At 71.8% G+C, this 19660-nt stretch carries 18 protein-coding genes and 1 other RNA gene; 5 read left to right on the top strand and 14 right to left on the bottom strand.

Annotation, left to right across the window (positions count from 1 at the left end):
* Positions 1-53: 53 nt before the first annotated feature.
* Entirely contained in the window at positions 54-1862 is a 1809-nt protein-coding gene (locus tag ACRB68_RS25665; protein WP_153536639.1) for a hypothetical protein, read from the bottom strand.
* Positions 1859-2647: a class I SAM-dependent methyltransferase gene (locus tag ACRB68_RS25670; RefSeq protein WP_194293443.1), complete on the bottom strand. Its 789-nt coding sequence runs from the start codon at positions 2645-2647 to the stop codon at positions 1859-1861. Before ACRB68_RS25670 ends, ACRB68_RS25665 begins: the two co-directional genes overlap by 4 nt.
* A gap of 486 nt (positions 2648-3133) precedes the next feature.
* Between ACRB68_RS25670 and ACRB68_RS25675 the strand changes: the two genes are divergently transcribed.
* On the top strand, positions 3134-3769 hold the full coding sequence (locus ACRB68_RS25675; RefSeq protein WP_153536643.1) for a hypothetical protein: 636 nt from the start codon (positions 3134-3136) through the stop codon (positions 3767-3769).
* Positions 3770-3782: 13 nt separating this feature from the next.
* Positions 3783-4790, top strand: coding sequence for a hypothetical protein (locus ACRB68_RS25680; RefSeq protein ID WP_153536645.1), 1008 nt, complete (start codon positions 3783-3785; stop codon positions 4788-4790).
* A gap of 51 nt (positions 4791-4841) precedes the next feature.
* Here the strand turns inward: ACRB68_RS25680 and ACRB68_RS25685 are convergent, their stop codons facing one another.
* The 5 genes from ACRB68_RS25685 to ACRB68_RS25705 form a co-directional block, all read right to left on the bottom strand.
* A complete protein-coding gene (locus ACRB68_RS25685; protein ID WP_153536647.1) occupies positions 4842-6899 on the bottom strand; it encodes an acyl-CoA dehydrogenase in 2058 nt (685 codons plus the stop codon).
* Between the two features lie 55 nt (positions 6900-6954).
* On the bottom strand, positions 6955-8256 hold the full coding sequence (locus tag ACRB68_RS25690; protein WP_153536649.1) for a hypothetical protein: 1302 nt from the start codon (positions 8254-8256) through the stop codon (positions 6955-6957).
* Positions 8257-8327: 71 nt separating this feature from the next.
* Positions 8328-9242 carry an EI24 domain-containing protein gene (locus ACRB68_RS25695; RefSeq protein ID WP_328594760.1) on the bottom strand — a complete coding sequence of 305 codons (915 nt, stop codon included), beginning with the start codon at positions 9240-9242 and terminating at the stop codon, positions 8328-8330.
* 9 nt (positions 9243-9251) lie between these two features.
* Complete coding sequence (locus tag ACRB68_RS25700; RefSeq protein ID WP_153536651.1) at positions 9252-10127, bottom strand: SDR family NAD(P)-dependent oxidoreductase; 876 nt, start codon at positions 10125-10127, stop codon at positions 9252-9254.
* 48 nt (positions 10128-10175) lie between these two features.
* On the bottom strand, positions 10176-10742 hold the full coding sequence (locus ACRB68_RS25705; RefSeq protein WP_153536653.1) for a TIGR03086 family metal-binding protein: 567 nt from the start codon (positions 10740-10742) through the stop codon (positions 10176-10178).
* Positions 10743-10805: 63 nt separating this feature from the next.
* Between ACRB68_RS25705 and ACRB68_RS25710 the strand changes: the two genes are divergently transcribed.
* Positions 10806-11588 carry a helix-turn-helix domain-containing protein gene (locus tag ACRB68_RS25710; protein WP_153536655.1) on the top strand — a complete coding sequence of 261 codons (783 nt, stop codon included), beginning with the start codon at positions 10806-10808 and terminating at the stop codon, positions 11586-11588.
* A gap of 1 nt (position 11589) precedes the next feature.
* Here ACRB68_RS25710 and ACRB68_RS25715 read toward each other — a convergent pair whose 3' ends face one another.
* Positions 11590-12435, bottom strand: a complete 846-nt coding sequence (locus tag ACRB68_RS25715; RefSeq protein WP_328594761.1) for an SDR family NAD(P)-dependent oxidoreductase — start codon at positions 12433-12435, stop codon at positions 11590-11592.
* A gap of 85 nt (positions 12436-12520) precedes the next feature.
* On the opposite strand from ACRB68_RS25715, the gene ACRB68_RS25720 reads away from it, so the two are divergent.
* Complete coding sequence (locus ACRB68_RS25720; RefSeq protein ID WP_194293444.1) at positions 12521-13129, top strand: TetR/AcrR family transcriptional regulator; 609 nt, start codon at positions 12521-12523, stop codon at positions 13127-13129.
* On the opposite strand, the gene ACRB68_RS25725 is transcribed toward ACRB68_RS25720, so the two are convergent.
* From ACRB68_RS25725 to ACRB68_RS25735, 3 genes are all read right to left on the bottom strand, one after another.
* Complete coding sequence (locus tag ACRB68_RS25725) at positions 13119-14294, bottom strand: PI-PLC domain-containing protein (protein WP_153536659.1); 1176 nt, start codon at positions 14292-14294, stop codon at positions 13119-13121. The two genes, ACRB68_RS25720 and ACRB68_RS25725, sit on opposite strands and share 11 nt — an antisense overlap.
* 172 nt (positions 14295-14466) lie before the next feature.
* Positions 14467-14661: a DUF397 domain-containing protein gene (locus ACRB68_RS25730; RefSeq protein ID WP_328594762.1), complete on the bottom strand. Its 195-nt coding sequence runs from the start codon at positions 14659-14661 to the stop codon at positions 14467-14469.
* 12 nt (positions 14662-14673) lie between these two features.
* Positions 14674-15501, bottom strand: coding sequence for a helix-turn-helix domain-containing protein (locus ACRB68_RS25735; protein WP_328594763.1), 828 nt, complete (start codon positions 15499-15501; stop codon positions 14674-14676).
* Between the two features lie 175 nt (positions 15502-15676).
* Here ACRB68_RS25735 and ACRB68_RS25740 point away from each other — a divergent pair, with 175 nt between their 5' ends.
* Positions 15677-16069, top strand: a complete 393-nt coding sequence (locus ACRB68_RS25740; RefSeq protein ID WP_153536663.1) for an ATP-binding protein — start codon at positions 15677-15679, stop codon at positions 16067-16069.
* Positions 16070-16137: 68 nt separating this feature from the next.
* Here ACRB68_RS25740 and ACRB68_RS25745 read toward each other — a convergent pair whose 3' ends face one another.
* The 3 genes from ACRB68_RS25745 to ACRB68_RS25755 all read right to left on the bottom strand — a co-directional run bounded on the left by ACRB68_RS25745 (position 16138) and on the right by ACRB68_RS25755 (position 19639).
* Positions 16138-16833 (bottom strand): adenylate kinase family protein, encoded by a 696-nt coding sequence (locus ACRB68_RS25745; protein ID WP_328594764.1) that lies wholly within the window; start codon positions 16831-16833, stop codon positions 16138-16140.
* A 236-nt stretch (positions 16834-17069) separates the two neighbouring features.
* Positions 17070-17441: a transfer-messenger RNA gene (gene ssrA, locus ACRB68_RS25750) on the bottom strand.
* Positions 17442-17755: 314 nt separating this feature from the next.
* Positions 17756-19639, bottom strand: a complete 1884-nt coding sequence (locus ACRB68_RS25755) for a penicillin-binding transpeptidase domain-containing protein (RefSeq protein ID WP_328594765.1) — start codon at positions 19637-19639, stop codon at positions 17756-17758.
* Between the last annotated feature and the right edge of the window lie 21 nt (positions 19640-19660).

The following is a 19660-nucleotide window of genomic DNA, read 5'->3' on the forward strand; positions in this document are numbered from 1 at the left end:
ATCAGCGGGATCCGTAGTTGTACAGCGGCTTGATGACCTCGTTCGGGCGGGACTCAGCCGCGTTGACCACCGTCACGGACGCGGTGATCGCGACCAGTACTCCGACGATCACGGCGATGAGGATGCGCATCGGTGTTTCCTCCCGGGGGATGAGGCGATTCCAGCCGACCTGCAACGTAAGTGACGAGTGCCCAGATTACTAGCATCACGGCGATCAGGTCGCCAAGTGCGACCATCGGCACCGCCGGTCCCGTGGTCCCCGGGGACGTCTCCGTTCCCTTGGGGCCGTCCACCCGCCAGAGCGTCAGCTCCGGGGTGCCGGCCACCTTGGCGAGGCCGGCGAGGCGGGGTTCGATCGCCGGGTCGTCCGCGCTGGTCGCGGCCACCACGACATAGCGGTAGCCGTGGTCGCGGAGCCAGCCCGCCAGGGGCGCCCCCGAGCGCAGCGCGGCGTCCGCGGCGCGGGCCGCCGGGTTCTCCTGGGCCAGCGCGACCTCCCGGCCGCCGACGATCACCCGGAGCCCGTCGTTCCAGACCACCGGCCGGTCCACCATGAGCGGCAGCGGGTCGAAGGAGGCGCGCCCGCCGTTCCAGGGGAAGCGCCGGTGCGAGCCCCACGGCAGCGACAGCACCCTGCCGGCGACGTCGTCGCGGCGCATGACGTCCCGCGCCTCGGCCCAGCCCCGGGGGTAGGAGACGGCGTCCAGGCGGCCGCCGATCCCCCAGGCGAGACCGGCCGACAGCGCGATCGGCACGACCAGCACCACCGCGCCGAGGGCGAGCCGGCCGGCGTCGGCGCGCGCGCCGGCCAAAAAGCCGACCAGGCAGCCCCAGCCGACCGCCTGCAGCAGCGCCAGCGGGGCGATGTAGACCTGCCCGTCGCGCAGCGCCCCGAAGCCCGGCCACAGCCCGACCAGGCCGCGCAGCAGGTCCCGGCCCGGCGCGGTGACGCCGAGCGAGGCGATCAGCAGGCCGGCCACGGCGGCGACGGCGAGGGCCCGCAGCGAGCCGTCCGCGCGGCGCGCCGCCACCGCGAACGCCGCCATCGAGGTCAGCGAGAGGAGCAGCAGGCCGGTGGCGCCGAACCACGTCCCGTAACCCGGCGGCACGACCTCGCCGTTCCAGATGCCGCCGAGTGACAGCAGGCTGCCGAACGCGCCGAAGGGGCCGTCCGCGCGCGCCGCGAACAGGTCCACGCCGGCGGGATCGGTCGCCCCGCCGCGCCCGCCGGCGAACAGCAGCGCCGGGACGACGAAGGGGAGCGCCAGCGCCGCGAAGACCGGCACGACCCGCAGGGCGGCCCGGCGCCGGTCGCCGGAGACCGCCAAAGCAGCAGCGGCCACCAGCGCCGACAGCCCCATGGCCGCGAAGCCGCCGATCGCCGCCGGGATCAGCGCCCGCACCAGCCGCCGGGTCCCGTGCGGTTCGGCCGCCTTCAGCGTCGCGCGCACCACCCAGGGCAGGCCCGCGTAGCCGAGCAGCAGGGCCCAGTGCCCGAGCAGCAGCCGCTCGGCGATGTAGGGGTTCCACACGTAGAAGACGGCCGCGGCGAGGCGGGGCATCGGCTGCCGCGAGGGGACGAGCCGCGCCGCGCCGGCCCCGCCGATCACGAAGACCGCCAGCAGGAGCGCCTTCTGCACCAGCCAGGCCGGCGCGACCGCCGAGGCCAGCGCCACCACCGCGTCGCTCGGCACCTGGCGCGGGAACCCGGCGCCGAGACCGAAGGTGGCCGGGGCCAGCACCGGGTCCGGCACGAAGACCATGTCGTAGGTCAGCACGAACCCGGGCAGCAGGGCCGGGCCGAGGACCAGCAGGCCCAGCGCCGCTCCGGCCAGGCCGGGCAGATGCCGCAGCCGGTTCACTGCCGCCGCCGCGCGTGCACCACCAGGATCGCGGCCCAGCCGGGCAGCAGCCGCCGGACGATCCGGTCGACACCGCGCAGCACGCGCGGGACGTCGTGGTAGCAGGCGCCGCTCACCCTCGTGTCGGCGTAACCGGCCGCGTCCAGCAGCCCGACCAGGGCCCGCCGGGTGAACAGGTGCAGATGGCCCGCCACCTCGTGCCCCGGGCGGCCGTACACCCGCCGCATCCCGACCTCGGAGAACACCGGCTGGACCCCGGCCAGCAGCAGCGCGCGGTTGAACCAGGCGGCCAGGTTCGGCGTGGTCAGCAGCAGATGGCCGCCCGGCCGCAGCACGCGATGGATCTCGGCCACCGCGTGGTCGGTGTCCAGCAGGTGCTCGATGACCTCGGTCAGCACCACCACGTCCAGGCTCTGGTCGGCGAACGGCAGCACCGCCCGCTCCAGTGAGCCGCGGACGAGCGTCAGGCCTTCCCCCCGGGCGCTCTGCAGCGGGGCCTCGGCCCAGTCCATGCCGAGCACCCGGTGCCGCGGGTCCAGGCCGGTGGCCAGCTCCCGGATCATCCGCGCGGTGTGGCCGTCCCCGCAGCCGAGGTCGGCCACCACCAGCGGGCGGCCGGCCTCGCGCAGGATCGGCTCCAGCAGGCGCAGCAGGCGGCCGGTGAGCGGGCGCCCCGACCGCACCGGCGTCGCCGGGCGGTCGTAGAAGTCCCGCAGGCCGGGCACGGGCTGCCCGGCGTGGTCCGGCGTCACACCGACCGGCGGCGCCTTGTCCGCGATGCTCATCTGCGCTCCCACCCGTCGGTGCCCGCCCATGCGTTGCGCCACGCACGGCGCACAGCAGCATATGACCCGCCGTGGCGGCGGGCGCCCGCTCGGCGCGGGCGGCGTCCCATAAAACAGCCCGCATTAATGCCGCAAAAGGAAATGACCACATCCGGACATTCCCGTGACAAATGTCATTGACGCGCCATGACGTTTGTGAATTCCAAGATCGGGGCGCTCTCTTTAAGCTCGCCGCATTCCCCCCGAAAGGAATCGCCATGCGAATGGCCAGAAGGACGCTCGCGCTGCCGGCCGGCACCGCGACCGTGCTGATCGCCGTCCCGGCCCAGGCCGGCGCCGCCGCCTCGTGGACGCCCGCCCAGGCGTTCCCGGGCCGCTACGCCGGCCTGATCTCGGCGACCGCGCGACGACGCCTGGGCGACGGGCGAGGCGGCCCTCGGGCCGAACCTCCCCCTGCGGCACTGGGACGGCCGGTCCTGGAAGCCCGTGCGGCTTCCCAAGGCCCTGGCGGCCGCCCCTCCGACCGCCCTGCGGGCGCTGTCCCGGGACAACGCCTGGCTCGGCGTCCATGCCGGAAAGAAAAGCCTGGCCGGCCACTGGGACGGCAGGAAATGGAGCGTTTCGGAACTGAAGTCGGCCTGGATCAGCAGCCTGCTTCCGCTTTCCGGATCCAGCGTGTGGGCCTTCGACGGCGACCGGGCGCGGCATTTCAATGGGCACGCGTGGCGAACCGTCCGGCTCCCGCGCGGGTCCGTCGTCCACGGCTCGGACAAGACCTCCGCGCGCGACGCCTGGGCGGTCGGGGCACAGCGCAACGACGAGCGCCCGATGGCGCTGCACTGGGACGGGAAGAAGTGGCAGCGCGTCACCGACCGCGCCGTCTTCGGTGTCACCGGCATAGCCCCGGACGGTTCCGGCGGCGTTTACGCGGCGACCCCGAAGGGGCTCGCCCACTACCGCGAGGGGCGCTGGACCTTCATCAAGGACCCGAAGGTCTCCGGCTACCGGCTGACGCAGCTCTACGACCTGGAGCACATCCCCGGCACCAGGTCCTTGTGGACCATTCACCTTTTCGCCAAGGGCGACAGCAGCGGCACGCTGCTCTCCCGCTACCAGGCCTGACCGAGGAGCCGATATGAAGAGACTCACCGCTGTCGTAGCAGGAACCGCGACGATGCTGGCGGGCATGGTCGCTCCGGCGCATGCCGCCCCAAAGCCGTCCTGGAAATTCCAGAGCCAGGTCAAGCACGGCTTCTTCACGAGCTTCGCCACCACCGGCCCCACGGACGTCTGGACCGCCGGCGGCGTGTTCAGCAGCGAGAAGACCGCCCCGCTGCGGCACTGGAACGGCACGAAGTGGACGGTGCTGAAGACGCCCCGGGAGCTGTACCCCCAGATGATCGAAGGGCTCGTCGTCAAGCGGGCCGACGACATCTGGATCTCCGGCTTCTCCGTCAAGAACGCCGCCCTGGTCGCGCACTGGGACGGCACGAAGTGGACGGTCCGCTCATGGTCCGGTGAGGTGCCCGTGCTCGGCGTTGTCTCCAAGACCGACGTGTGGGCCGTCTCCGACGGCGTCGCCCGGCACTTCGACGGCCGGTCCTGGCGCGCCCAGCGGCTGGCGCTGAACCCGACGGCCGTCTTCGTGGCGAAGAGCGACGACGTCTGGGCGGTCGGAAGCAGCGGGCGCAGGCCCGCCGCGCTGCACTGGGACGGCCGTGCGTGGCGGAAGACGACGCTGCACGCGCCGACGAGCCGGCGCGTGCAGCTCAACGACGTCCAGGGAACAGCCAAGTCCGCGTGGGCGTACGGGGACGCCTCGTCCGGCGCGGATCCCTTCCTGCTGCGCTGGTCCGGCGGCAAGTGGCGCAACGTGCCGCTGGACCGGCGGATCGGTGCGCTGAGCGACATCGAGGAGGACGGCTCCGGGGGCGTCTACGCCGTGTCGAACGACCTGTTCCACTACCGCGACGGGAAGTGGACGAAGGTCAGGCTCCCCAAGCTGGCCGGCTCTCCGTTCAAGTGGCTCGCCTGGATGGACAAGATCACCCGGGTTCCCGGCACCCGGTCGTTCTGGACCGAGACCGAGTACCTGAAGAACATGGCGCCCGCCGGCACCGTCCTCGCCCGCTACACCCCCTGACCGACCGCCCGACGGGGGCCGCCCCGGCCGCGCACCGCGCGGCCGGGGCGTTCAGGGGCGGCGGGGATCGGGGTCTCGGGGGAGGCCGAGGAGGCGTTCGCCGATGACGTTCAGGTTGACCTCGGTGGTGCCGCCGCCGATGGACATCGCGCGGGAGGCCAGCAGGTAGCGGGTCCAGCGGCGCCGCAGGCCGGACTTCCAGCCGCCGGTGAGGGCGCCCTCGGCGCCGAGCAGGGTGAACCCGTACTCGGTGACCTGCTGGCCGTGCTCCATCGCGACCAGCTTGCGGACGTTGGCCGTCGCGCCCGGGTCGGTGCCCGACAGCTGCTTGAGGGTGGCGCGCAGGCCGAGGAGCGCGAAGGCGTGCTCGTCGCAGGCGAGGCGGCCGATCTCGTCGCGCACGACCGGGTCGCCCGCCAGGTCCAGCTCGGCCGCCAGCCGCACCAGTTTCGGCAGGTCGCCGCCCAGCTGGAACGAGCCGGTCAGGCCGACGCGCTCGTTGGCCAGGGTGTTGCGGGCGACCCGCCAGCCCTCGTTGACGGGGCCGACGACCAGCTCGTCGGGGACGAACACCCCGTCCAGGAAGACCTCGTTGAACACCGCGTCGCCGGTGCACTCGCGCAGCGGGCGGATCTCGATGCCCGGTGACGTCATGTCGACGAGGAAGTAGGTGATGCCGTCGTGCTTGGGCCGGTCCGGGTCGGTGCGGGCGATGCAGATGCCCCACTGCGCGTCGCGGGCGAGGGAGGTCCAGATCTTCTGGCCGGTGATCGTCCAGCCGCCCTCCGCGCGCTCGGCGCGGGTGGTGAGACCGGCCAGGTCCGAGCCGGCGCCGGGCTCGGAGAACAGCTGGCACCAGATGATCTCCCCGCGCAGCGTCGGCGGCAGGAACCGCTCCTGCTGCCCGGGCGTGCCGTACTGGACCAGGGACGGGACGACCCACGCGGCGATCATCAGCGGGACGGGCCGGACCCCGCCGGCCTTCAGCTCCTGCTGGATGACGACCTGCTCCAGCGGCCCGGCGTCGCGCCCCCACGGCTTCGGCAGGTGCGGCGTCACCCAGCCCTCGGCGGCCATCGCGGCGCGCTGCGCCGGCAGGTCCATCGCGGCCAGCCCGGCCACCCGGGAGCGGATCTCCTCGCGCAGCGGCCCGGCGTCCGCGGGCAGCTCGATGTCCATGGCGCGGCGGACCCCGGCGACGGCGAGCGCGGCGACCTCGGCACGCGCCGCCGAGGCGCGGCCGAGCAGCGCGCGCAGGGTGAGGGCGCGCCGGTAGACCAGGTGCGCGGTGTGCTCGTAGGTGTAGCCGACGCCGCCGTGCACCTGGATGTTGCCCTCGGCGCACTGGACGGCCGCGTCGGCGGCGAGGACGGCCGCGACGCCGACGGCGTAGGGGTCCAGGGAGCGGGCGGCGTCCCAGACGGCGGCGCGGGCGCGCTCGACGGCGATGAGCATCCGGGCGCACTTGTGCTTGACGCCCTGGAACTGGCCGATCGGGCGCCCGAACTGCTCGCGCAGCTTGGCGTAGGCGACGGCGTCGTCCAGCGCGCGGCCCGCGACGCCGCACGCCTCGGCGCCGAGCAGGACGACCGCGAGGGCCCGCACGTCGGCGTCCAGGAGGCGGTCCTCGGGGATCGGGCCGTGGACGGTGACCGAGCCGACGGGGCGGGTCAGGTCGAGCGGCTCCAGCTCCCCGATCTCGACGTCCGCCGCGTCCAGGACGCCCCAGCGGCCGTCCCCCGCCGGCAGCACGAACAGGTCGGCCAGGGGCGCGCCGAGCACGGGCTCACCGCCGAGCCCGACGGCCGCCGTGCGCGTCCCGCCGGCGAGGGCGGGCAGCAGCGCGGCGCGCAGCTTGTCCGATCCGCCCGCCGCGATCGCCGCGGACGCCAGCACGGTCGGGGCGTAGCCGCCGGGGACGAGCGCGCGCCCCAGCTCCTCCAGCGCCACGGCCTGCTCCAGCAGCCCGTGGCCCTGCCCGCCGTGCTCCTCGGGCAGGTGCAGGCCGGCGATCGCCGCCCGCAGCTCCGCCGCGTCGCCGTGCCGCGCGGCCAGGCCGCGCACCGACGCCGCCAGCTCCCGGTGCTCCTCGGTCAACCCGATCGCCATGACTCACACCTCTCCCAGGGGTAAGTCACAGCTTATTAGAACCGGATTCTGTCGCCTAGGACGCGACCTTCATCTTGCCGATGAACTCGTTGACGTCCGGCCACTTGGCCCGGTGGGTGTTCGGCATCGAGGCGAAGACCACCGCCGGGGCCTGCTTCCCGGTGTCGATCACGGCGGTGGCGACGATCTCGCCGGTCGCCTTGAACGGCGGGCGCTTGTAGGTCAGGTAGGAGGCGACCAGCCAGCCCTTGTGGCCGTCGACCGTCAGCTCCTGCGAGGCCAGCGGGGCCGTCTTGTGGGCGAACCCGTAGTACCGCTCCTCCAGGCCCTTGGCGGCCAGCGCGGCGACGTTCTTGACGCTGTCCGGCCCCTTGTAGGCGCCCTGCAGCGTCGGGATGAGCGTGCCGGTGAGCAGCTGGCCGTACCACATCTGCCCGGCCTTCTTCTCGGTCACCAGGATCTGCTGGCCGGACCAGCCCGAGATGCCGAGCTTGTTCTTCTTGGTCGGCGTCACCCACGGCGCCGCCAGGCGCGGGTAGGCCAGCCCGCTGTGCGCGTCCTTGACCATGCCGAGCACCTTGGCCGGCTTGCCGGGGAAGCGCCGCAGCGGCTTGTCCGCCGGCGGCTCCACCTGCGGGGGCGGCGGCGGCTTGACCGCGCTCGCCGGGCGGTGCGCCTTGCCCTCGGACGCGCCCGAGTCGCCCCGGCCCTTCAGCAGGTAGACGCCGCCGGCCGCGGCCACCGCCACCACCAGCAGGCCGACGCCGCCGAACAGCACGACGCGGTTCCTGCCGTCGCCGTCGTCCAGCGGGTCCTGCGTGCCGAGCTTGGCGTCGGCGGCGCCCTCGTCGGCCATCCAGTCGGGCATCTGCCAGTTGCCGCTGCTCGGCTTGCCCGACTTGCCGGGGCCGTGGTCGCTGGTCGGCGCCACGTAGCGGGGGTCGGCCTCGGGCTCGCGGGCGCCGCCCTCGAACAGCGACCCCTCCCAGGCGGGTGCCTCCGGCTGCTGCCCGGCGGGCACCGGCGCGACCTTCACGTCGGACTCGTCGGCGGGCGCGGACCAGGCCTCGTCCTCGACGGCAGGCAGCGGCCCGGTCCGCACCCGCGGCTCGGGCTCGGGCACGGGCGCGGCCTCGAACTCCACCCGCGGCGGCTCGGCCGCCGGGGCGGGTTCGGGCCGGACGATCGGCTGCGCCTCGGGCACCGTCTTCGGCTCGATGTGCTGTGCGGGCGCCTCGACCTTGCCCCACACGTCGTGCGCCGGCGCCGGCGCCGGCGGGCCGGCGGGCGCGTCGCCGTTTTCGACGGGCTCGCTCATCTCGGTCCAGCGCGCTCCGCGCTCCCCCTGATCGGACATGCGGGACACGTTACGCCAAGATCGCCATTAACGCCGGTCCGCTAATCACGCTCAGGACACATCTTTCTATCTCATCGGTGATAGCCGTGAAGAGCCTGGTCATCCCCCGTGACCAGCGGATTGACCGCCAGCCGCTCCCGGGCCAGCAAGGTGGCGCCCGCCACGGCCCCCGGCATCGCCAGCACCGCCCCGAGCGGAATGAGGAAGACCACAAATGTCGCGGCACCGAAACCCACCACCAGCGCGCGGTGCCGTTTCATCAGCGCGAACCGGTCCTTGCGCAGCAGACCGCGCCGTTCCAGCGCCACCGCCGTCAATTCCCCCGCCAGGAAGTAGCCCGACACGCACGCCGCGATCACCGGCACCACCGTCTGTCCCACCACCGGCAGGAAACCGCAGGCGAAGAACACCAGCGCGAACGCGACCGCGATGACGCCGAGCAGCAGCGCGTCCTTGACCGCCCGCCCGATCTGGACCAGCAGCGGGACGTCGGGCTCGGGCGGGGCGCCGCCCTGCGACTCCTCCACCTTCACCGCGATGCTCTCGTAGAACGGGTCGCCGACCAGCAGCGTCAGCGCGGTGAAGGTCAGCACCGCGACGAACGCGGACGCGCCGAAGATCGCGATCCCGGCGACCACCCGGACGGTCTGGCGCGCGCCGTCGGACCAGCCGTCGGCGAACGGCGTCACCCAGCCGGCCAGGCCGTCCAGGTTCCACGCCAGCGCGCCGAGCGCCAGCGCGTACCCGATCAGCACGATGACGGCCGGGATCAGCCCGAACAGCCACTGCGCGGGGTGACGCGCGATCCAGCCGAGCCCGCGCAGCAGGTAGCCGACCCCGGAGAACAGGTCCTTGACCGCCGACCGCTTCTCAGGGGGAGGCGGCGGCTGCTGGAAGGAGCCCGGCCGCTGCTGGAACGGAGGCTGCTGCTGATACGGGCCCGGCTGCGGCGGACGCGGGGGGTACGGCTGATACGGATCGCTCACGTCCCAAAACTATCGGGCCGGAAGACCGGTCAGCTGGGCCGAACGCTCCCATACCGCCCGGCGCAGCTCCGCGTCCCCGGTCGCCCGGGACGCCGGCAGCAGCCCGGCGCCCGGCGTGGAGCTGTAGAAGCCGCCGGACCGCTCGGCGAACGCCGGGTCGACGGCCAGCCGCACCGCCATCCGCGCGCCCTGCTCGGGGGTGCGCAGGACGGGCGTGCGGGCCAGCACCGGGCCGAACCGCCGCGAGCCGGGGATCTCCCGGGCCAGGCCCGTCGCGACCATGCCCGGGCACACCGCGTTGACCGTGACGCCCGTCCCCCGCAGCCGCTCGGCGAGCTCCTGGGTGAACAGGATGTTCAGCAGCTTGGTCCGCGCGTACACGCGGAACGAGCCGGCCGGGCCGTAGGCGCCGGGCTCGGCGAGGTTCGCGACGTCCTTCAGGCCGGCCTGCCGGTGCGCCTCGGACGCCACCATGACCACCCGCGCGGGCGCCGACCCGCGCAGCCGGTCCAGCAGCAGGTTGGTCAGCAGGAACGGGCCGAGGTGGTTGGTGGCGACCATCCGGTCGAAGCCGTCGACGCTGACCTTGGCCCGCAGCGTGTGCACGCCCGCGTTGTTGACCAGGACGTCCAGCCGCGGGTAGCGCTCGCACAGCCGCCCGGCCAGGCGCCGGACCTCGGCGCGGATCGACAGGTCGGCCAGGAAGGAGTCGATCCGCGCGCCCGGCGCGCTCGCGGCCAGGTCGGCGGCGGCGGCCGCGGCGCGGACCTCGTTGCGGCCGACGATGCCGACCCGGAAACCCTCCCGGGCGAGCGCCCGGGCGATCTCCTTCCCGATCCCCGAAGTCGCTCCGGTCACCACCGCGATCCTGACGTCGTCGTCCATGCCGACAGCCTGGCGGAGATCCGCGTCACACCGGAAGGCCCAACATGATCATCTCGGGTCGCGGCCGGAGAGCGCGACCGCCCGCCGGAACGCGTCCGCGCCCTCGTCCACCTGCGCCGGCTCGGCGAACCCGTCGAACTGGCGGTACATCTCGGCGTTCTCCTCGACCAGCCCGAGCAGGTACCGCGCGGCCTCGTCCGAGACGGTGAACTCCTGGCCGGTCATCGTGGCGACGTCCCACCCGTGCAGGCCCATCTCCAGGACGACCATGCCGGCGATGCCGGACGCCGGGACGGACATGGACCCGAGGTCGATCTCGCCCTCCCAGGCCGCCGGGTCGCCCCACGCCTTGACGGCCCGGTCGAGCTGCTCGGCGTAGCGCTCGGCCCAGTCGGGTTCAGCGGTGAAATCGTGCTCCATCATCTCCTCGGGCAGCGTCTCCCTCCTGGCCCGCCGCTCCAGGCCGTGCGAGGTGAACAGGACCCAGTGGTTGACGAGGGTCCGGGCGTCGAAGTCGCCGCAGGGGCTCGGCCCCTCCAGCGGGCCGGCCGGGACGCCCCGCGCGATGCGGGCGCACTCGGCGGCGAACTCGGTCATGTGGTCGTGTTCTCTCATGACTCGAACTTACGATCGAACGACACCCGGGCTCTTGAAGAAACACGCCACTACCCTGGCGCTATGACCGATTTCGCGCGCGGAGTCCTCTACCCAGGTGAGCACGCCACCATCGTCGACCTGGACCGGTACGAGCCCGCCCCCGGAACGGCCCCGTTCGTCGAGTTCCACTGGCACGTCCGCTGGAAGCTGCAGGAGCCCTACGAGACCAAGGTGCTGGCGCATCCGAGCGTCCACCTGGTCTTCGAGCGCCCAGCCCCGCTGGTCTACGGGGTGGACCGGGGCCTGTTCGTCCGCCGCCTGGAGGGCACGGGCCAGGTCCTGGGCGTGAAGTTCCGCCCGGGCGGATTCCACCCGCTGTCCCGGGGCCCGGTCTCCACCCTCACCGACCGCCGCGTCCCGGCCACCGACCTCTTCGGCCCGGAGATCGAAGAACTGAACGGCCGGATACTCACCACACCGGACGGCCCCGCGATGGCCGCCCTGGCCGACGCCTTCCTGGCGCCCCTGCTCCCACCGCGCCCGGACCCGCTGGCCGAGGACGTGGCGGAGGTCATCGAGCGGATCACCGCGACGCCCTCCCTCACCCGGGTGGACGAGGCGGCGGCCGACGCCGGCGTCTCGGTGCGCACGCTGCAGCGCCTGTTCAGCGAGTACGTCGGGGTGAGCCCAAAGTGGGTGCTGCGCCGGGCCCGCCTGCACGAGGCCGCGGCCCGTGCCGACGCGGGCACGCCGGTCGACTGGCCGGCGCTCGCCGCCGATCTCGGCTACGCCGACCAGGCCCACCTCAGCCGCGACTTCACCGCCACGGTGGGCACCCCGCCGTCCCGCTACGCCCGCGCCTGACTCAGCCGCGCGACAGCAGCCGGCCGAGCTTGGCCAGGCGCACCATGCCGCGCTGGTAGCCGAGCGGGGCGACCCGCTGCATGAGGTCGATCGCGACGGCGTCCCCCCCGATCCGGACCTTGCGCTTGTCGGCCACGATGCCCGCCACGATGATCTTCGCGGCCTTCTCCGGCGTCGTCCGCGCCACCTTGCTGAAGAGCGACGCCGCACCGCGCTGCGAGCCGCCCTTGGACGCCACGGTGCCCTCGAACCGGGCCGCCTTGGCGATGTTGGTGCGGATGCCGCCGGGGTGCACCGACGTCACCTTGATCTTCCCGCCGGCGATGTCGAGCTCCTGCCCGAGCGACTCGGTGAACCCCCGCACGGCGAACTTGGCCGCGCAGTAGGCCGACTGGCTGGGCACCCCGATGAACCCGAAGACACTGGACACATTGACGATGTGCCCCCCGCCGGCCCGCTTGAGGTGCGGCAGGAACGCCCGGGTCCCGTGCACCACACCCCAGAAGTTGATGTCGAAGAGCCACTCCAGGTTCTCGTCGCTCATGATCTCCACGTCCGCGGTGAGGGCCACCCCGGCGTTGTTGATGATCATGTGGACGGCCCCGTGCTCGGCCACGACGGCGTCGGCGAACGCGTAGACGGCGTCCCGGTCCCCGGTGTCGACCACGTGGGTGCTGACCTTCACGCCGTGCTTCTCGGCGCGCCGCGCGGTCTGCTGGAGGCCCTCGTCGTTGATGTCGGACAGGGCCAGGTCGCAGCCCCGCTCGGCCAGCTCCACGGCGGTCGCGGCACCGATGCCCGACGCCGCGCCCGTGATCGCCACGATCTTCCCAGCCAACTCGCGCACGGCGCGCCCCTTTCAGGAACCAAACTGTTTCAGAACCAAGCGGTGTCAGTTTGGGCGCGCCCCGCCCCCGTGTCAATATCGGCAGGTGGAAACCGTCCAGCGCACCTACCGCGGGGTGAGCGCCGAAGCCCGCCGCCAGGAGAGACGCCACCGGCTCATCGAGGCCGGCATGGAGATCTTCGGCACGACCGGCTACCGCACCGCCACGGTCGAATCCGTGTGCGCGCGGGCCGAGCTCACCAAACGCTACTTCTACGAGTCCTTCTCCAGCAGCGAGGACCTGCTGCTGGCCGTCTACGCCCACACCGACGAAAAGCTACGCAAGACCGTAGAAACAGCCGTGGCCTCCGCAGGCCCCGACCCGCACGACATCATCCGAACGGCCCTCACCGAGCTCTTCAGCGCCCTGCAGGCCGACCACCGCCTGGCCCGCCTGCTGTTCGTGGAGATCCTCGGCGTCAGCCCGGCCGTGGACGCCGCCTACCAGCGCACGAGCCTGGCCTGGGGCGACACGATCGCGGCCCTGCTGGCCGGTTGGGACCCGCCCGGCGTCCGCCGCGACCTGCTGGCCACCGCCATCCTCGGCGCCGTCATCGGCGCCGCCGTCCGCTGGTCCCTGGAGGAGTACGCCGACCCGATGGAGGACATCGTCCAGGCCCTCCGCACCCTCTTCGCCGCCGCTCTCAGCGCTTGACGAACCGGCCGCAGTTCTTGCGGATCCACTTGGCGCCGGTGCCCAGGTGGTCGGTGACGTAGTAGTCGGCCCCGGCCTCGTCGACGGCCTGCCACCAGTTCCGCTGGAGGGCGCCCTCGCACTTCTGGTGACCGGGCAGTGTGGGGCAGGGATAGAACTTTCCGCGCCCGCGGCTGCCGGCGTACCGCCAGTTGCCGTCGGGCGCGCCCCAGATGCGGACCTTGCGGCCCTGGGAGTGCGCCCGCCCGACCAGCTCGTTGAACACCCGGTGCTCCTGCGGGCTGATGTTGAGCTTGCGCTTCTTGTCGACGTCCACGCACTTGGCGAACTCGCCGTTCAGCACGGTCACCTTCGAGGCGAGCCGCTGGTCGTAATGCTGCTCGTCCGGCCTGTACTCGGGGCTGCGCGGGTCGTTGGCGGGGTCCTTCGGATCGAGCCACGTCGGGATGACGCACTTGTCCCCCAGCCCGACCGAGAAGGAGACATTGGCGGGCAGCGAAGTGTTCCCGACCTTGTTGGTGGCCGGGTCGTAGTTCGGCGGGACCGGCAGGACGACCCGCACGTCACCCGTCAGCGGCGGTGGCCCGGCGATGTCCTTGACGATCTGCTCGTACGCGTCGCCACCACCACCTTTGACCTCGATGAAGAGCTCGAACTTCTCGCCGCGCCCGGGGTAGATCTGGCCACCGTTCTTGGCGGCCCGCTCGGTGAGCGGCCGCAGGTACTCCTGCAGCAGCGTGGCGTTGGGCAGGTTCAGATCGTCTTTGTCGTGCTTGAGGATCAGCTTGCCGTCCTCCAGCCACACGTCGGCCTCCACGCTCGTCGCGCCCTCCTCGAGCGCGTCATCGAGCGGATCGCCGTTCTGGTAGTCGTTGTGGGCGTGCAGCGTGTCGACCCAGGGCACCTTCGGATCGGGGCAGGCCGGCCGGGAGATCGGCGGCAGATCCTGCTGCGGCACGGAGACGAGCGGCCGGACCTGCGCCTTGCCGCCATCATGGTCCGCGACGCCCTGCCGCGCGCCGCCCTTCCCGTGCTCCCCGAGGCCCATGGTCCGGCAGTCGCCGCCGGCGACACGGCAGATCGCCGACTCGCACGCGGCCGCGACCTTCTCCCCCACCCCACCGGTGAGGACGGCCCCCATCACCCCGCCCAGCAGCAGGATCACCGCGACATACGAGACTGCGCCTTCACCGCGATCGGACCACATCCGGAAACCTTCCAGGAATCACTGGCATAGTTCCCGGACATGATCATCCACACCCCGCCCCCGCCCCAGGGCCTCCAGACCCAACCCCGGACCCAGGCCGCCCGGTCAGCGGTCAACGATCAGGAAAGCCTCAGAAGGCGTGACTTCCGGCCTTGATCTGGCCGAGGAAAGCGCGCCAAGCGGCACGGCCTACGACAAGGACGGCCTCATCGGGGTCCTTGGAGTCACGAACAGCCACGAAGTGGGTTGCTTCAGCGCACTCGACGCACTGGCCGTTGCTGCTGGAACGACTGCTCTTGCGCCACTCCAGCCGGGACAGGTCCACCCGTCCCTCCCCTCATTCACATGCCTCTGCCCGACACCGGACCAGGTCCACTGACACGGCAGGACTCAGCGCGACGGCGCGAAGGTGCTCGTATATGCCACTGTACCGGCGCACTTCGGCCTCTTCTTCGAGGAAGAGGTCTCCCGCCATGCTGTCGATGTACACCACGCTGGGATCGGCCGGGAAGTTCATCACGACGAACGATCCGGGCATCCCAGGGTGCGCACCCGCGTCGAACGGGATGACCTGAAGCGTGACGTTGGGCAGCTTCGCCATCTCCACAAGATGAAGGAGCTGCTCCCGCGTCACCTGGACCCCACCGACGACCCGGTGCAGCGCGGCTTCGTCGCAGATGGCCCACAAATGCAAGGGCGAGGGACGGCGCAAGACCCCTTGACGCTCCATGCGCACGGCCACCCGCTGCTCCACCTCGTCCGGGGAAAGAGCAGGCATGCCGCCAGGGATGACGGCCCGGGCGTACTCCTCGGTCTGCAGGAGGCCAGGGATGTAGAGGGACTCGTAGTTCCAGACCTCCCGCGCTTGATCCTCGAACTCGATGTAGGCGCTGTACTCCTCCGGGAGCTCGTTCTCGTACGCCTGGAGCCAGCCCCGCCGACCGGCGTCCTTGAGAAGCTGAAGGAGCTGAACGCGCTCGGCGGGCTCCACCTCGTACAGGGCGAGCAGGGCTTGCAGCGTCCGAGCCTGGGGCCTGCCCCGGGCCTTCTCGATGCGGTAGAGCGTCGCCGGATTGATACCGGTCCGCTCGGCGACATCTTCGCGGCTCAGCCCTTGGGCCTCCCGAAGCTTGAACAGACGGGAAGCCAGGCGGCGCAGTCTCACCGTCGGTGGAGTACGAGCAGGCACGGCGGAGAACCTCCTCAGGCAAGTATGCAAGACCATGAAGATGCAAGGCCTTGCATCTTCACCCCTCTAAGGTTCATGCTTGGGCTTGTCACAGCGTGCCACAGACTCCGCGCCGTCCGTGGTCAGACGAAAACGTCAGAAGAAGACCGCCATGTCTGTGTTCTCTCCCCCGCAGTCCTGCCACAGCGTCGAGTTCTCCCTGATCTCCGACCCCACGGCCGTGCAGCTGGCCCGCCGCCTCGTGGTGGAGTGGTTCCGCCACTGGTCGCTCGACGAGGCGTTGATCGAAGACGCTCGGCTCGTGGCCAGCGAGATCGTCACCAACGCCATCAAGGCCAAGGGGCCCACGGTGCGCATGCGCATCCGCTGGACGCCGCCCCACGCCTACATCGAGGTCTACGACCAGGACCCCAACCCGCCCGTCCGGCAGGCGGCCGACCCGAGCGCCACCGGCGGGCGGGGCCTGCTCCTGGTGGAGGCGTACGCCCGACGCTGGAACCACTACCCGGCCGAAACCGCCAAGGTGGTGTGGGCCGAGTTCTAAGGCAGCCCGGTCGCCGGTCGCCGGTCAGCCCTGCTCCTCACAACGGTAGACGCGGTCGGCGCGGCCCATCAGGCATTTGCTGAGCTCGTATCAGGCAGCTGACCTGCATGGATCGCATGGAGCGCCCGTTCGGTGACCTCCTCGACCGGCCCCATCGCGTCGAAGCCGAGCACGATGCCATCCTCTGCGTAGAATCGCACCAGCGCAGCGGATCGCTCCTGGTGTGCCTGGAGGCGCTGCCGGACGACCTCTTCCCTGTCGTCGTCGCGCTGGATCAGGTCACCGCCGCAGTTGCCGCAGGCGCCGTCCTGTATGTCGTCGAAGCCGACGTGCCAGACGCACCCGCACTTGTCGCAGATGCGCCGGCCCGACAGCCGCCGGACGATCTCCTCATGGTCCACCACCGGCTGCAGGACCAAGTCCAGCCCGGCGTCGAACTCCGCAGCGAGAAACTCCTTCAGCGCTTGGGCCTGGGGCACCGTCCACGGGAACCCGTCCAACAGGAACCCGTCACGGGCGCCGTCCTGAGAGAGCCGCTCGTGCATCATCGCGATGATCAGCTCATCGGGGAAGAAGACACCGCGGTCCATGCAGGCCTTGGCCTGCCGACCGAACTCGGTATCGCCATGCACATTGACGCGAAGGGTGTCGCGCAGCGAGACCTTCGGCAGGGACAGGCGCGAGGCGATGGACGGACCCGGTGCCTCCTCGCCCGTTGCCGGAGAACCCATCAGGAAGATACGTGATCTTGCCGGTCTCTCCATCTGTTCATCCTCGCCTCGAGCAGATCACAACGCCAACCGCCCTGGGCACGAAAAAGCCGCACGGACCAGGTCCGTGCGGCCAGGAGCCCCACCGCTGCGTGAGCACGCACCACAGCACAAGACGGGGGCGTGGGGGCGGAGCCCCCACGCCGGAGGTTCCAGGGGGTCGCCCCCCTGGGTGAAACGACGAGGGAGCGGCGGCTCACGCTTTCCGTGAGCACACCGCTCCCCGCGACGAGTGGAGGTGGCGGGAATCGAACCCGCGTCCTTCGGTGATGAGTCAGGGCTTCTCCGGGTGCATCCTGCTAGTCGTTTTCTCGGCCCCGGCGCTCACGCAGGCGTGTCGCCGACGGGCTCAGTCGCTGTTGGGTGTTCCTACAGGTCCCGCGACCGAATCTGCAGGTGGAGTCTCCTTACGATGCCAGACCCCGGGGCGGAGACTCACCCGGGCTGACAGAGTCGCTACTCGCCTCAGGCGGCGAGAGCGAACTCGGACTGCTTCTTGTTGGCAGTTTTTGTTCGCCGTCACAGGATTTACGAGGTCATGACGACCACCCTCGACCCGCTTCCCCTGGCTCGACCTACCGAAGTCGAAGCCGGTCACCCCCATGTTGAGTTGTCAAGCCGGACGCCGGGGCGTCCGCAGCATGACGCTACATGGATAACGCGCGGGATGCCAACGGGGATTCCCGGGGGGCGGAAAAAGTGACGCCCCGGTGGGCCGCGTGCTCGACGCGGGCCACCGGGGCCGACCGGCAGGGTCAGGGCCGGTCCGGACGGCAGAGCCTCCCCCGAGACGAGGCTCTGGTCTCATCACGGTCGACTGGGGCCGCAACCCCCCGAAGCGGTGTCCCAGTCACCCGGGAAGACGCCGCCGGACCCCGTCCAGGTTGCCGATCTTGGGCAAAGAGCCCGTCAAGGCTCAGCGGGCGGGGGCGGTGCCGGTCAGGAACCGGGCGGCGAGCTTGGCCAGATTGGCCTTGCCCTCGACGGCGATGGCGAACGCGATGTCGGCGCGGTAGCCGACGAACCAGGTGACGGTCTTGGTCACGCCGCCCTCGTCGTAGTCGACCGAGGCGACCACGCCGTTGACGGCGTTGGCGCCCTGGCCGATGTTGGCGGCGGTGGCGCCGCTGGCGATCGAGCGGCGGGCCAGCTTCTGCATCTCGGAGGTCGCGACCTGGTCCATGAAGACCGGCAGCGGGGTCTCGGTGCTGCGCGGGACCGTCAGCACGTAGGGGGGTTTCCAGCTGCCGTTCTGGACGGCCGCGGCGACGAGCGCCATGTTCAGCGGGCTGACCCGCACCCGGCCCTGCCCGACGAAGGTGGCGGCCTTGTCCCCCTCGTTGGCCGGCGCCGGGACGCTGCCGGTGAACACCGGGGCGGTCATGCCCCAGTTCTTGCCGATGCCGAACCGGTCGACGGCCGCCATCAGCGTCTTGGTGTCGACCTGTTTGCTCAGCTCGGCGAGGGTGGTGGTGCAGTTGCGGGCGAAGAGGTACTCCAGCGTGGTGGCGCCGGCGGCCCGGTTGGTGAAGGTGCGGTCGCCGACGGTGGCCGTCCCGGGGCAGTCGATCCTGGTGTTGCGGGCCGCGCCGGCCAGCAGCAGCGTCTGCGCGGAGACCAGGCCGAAGGTGAGGCCGGGCGGGTAGTGGCCCTGCATGGCCAGGTTCGCGCCGTTGGTCAGGTGGTTGGCGTTGGCCAGCACGTCGCCGGTGGAGGGGTTGAGCGCGATCAGCGACGCCGGGGACTTCAGGCCGGCGAGGGCGCGGTCGGCGCGCGGCTGGTACTTGCCGTTCAGCGTGGTGCGGACCTCCTGGGGCGGGCTGCCGGGCCAGGAGCGCAGCTCCTTGGTGTCGCGGCCGGAGGGGTCCTGCGCGACGACCTGCACCGTCGGGGTGCCGGCCAGGCGCCGCTGCAGCACCAGCTGCAGGCCGTTCACGCCGATGGTGTCGCCGGGCTGGTAGGGGGCGCCGACCTGCTGGAGGGTGTCGTCGGTGGCGGGGCCGAGGTTGCCGATCAGCTCGGGGGCCAGCTTCGCGGCGATCGGGGCCTCGCCGAACTGCAGGAACAGCCCGTCGATGCGCGCCAGCCGGGCCAGCAGCGCGGCGTCGGCCTGCCGCTGCAGGGTGAGCAGCGGCAGGAAGCGCTGCGGCGGCGCCGAGCGGATCCGGCCGATGAGGCGCTCGACGTCGAGCTTGCGCCCGCCGTCCTGCGCGACGGCCTTGGCGAGCTGGTCCATGACGCGCTGGGGGTCGCGCAGCTTCTCGGGGTAGACCCCGGCGACGCCGACCTTGACCTTCAGCTGCAGGGAGCGGGCGGTGGAGTCCAGGATGGGGGCCCGCTCGGGGACCTCGGTCAGCACCGCGAGGCGCTGGCCGGGCTTCAGGCTGGGGTTGATGATCGAGGGGCTCCAGACGACCTTCCAGTCGTCGCCGACCCGCTTGAGGTGCATCAGGCTGGTGTAGGACCAGGGCTCGCCGTTCTCACCGAGGTCGATCTTGACGGAGAAGCGCGCGTCGGCCTGGTCGCCGTTCTTGACGATCGCGGCGGGCACGTTGGCGTCGGAGTCGTTCTGCGTCGGCGTGCCGAGGGCGAGCTTCAGCGACGCGGCGTCCAGCTGCCCGCGCACCTGGCCGAGGGTGTTCTCCACGGCCGCCCGGTCGGCGCCGGTGGTGAGCTTGGCGGCGGCCTTGTAGTTGCCGACCTGCCAGGCGATGAGGAAGTCGCGCACGGTCGGCATCACCGAGGGCTCGGCGAAGCAGCCGCTGGTCAGGCTCGCGACGAGGGTCCCGACGGCGGCCACCGAGATCACCCGGCGAAACGG

Origin of the sequence: Actinomadura macrotermitis (genome assembly GCF_009604375.1) — a bacterium.
Taxonomy (GTDB): Bacteria; Actinomycetota; Actinomycetes; order Streptosporangiales; family Streptosporangiaceae; genus Spirillospora; species Spirillospora macrotermitis.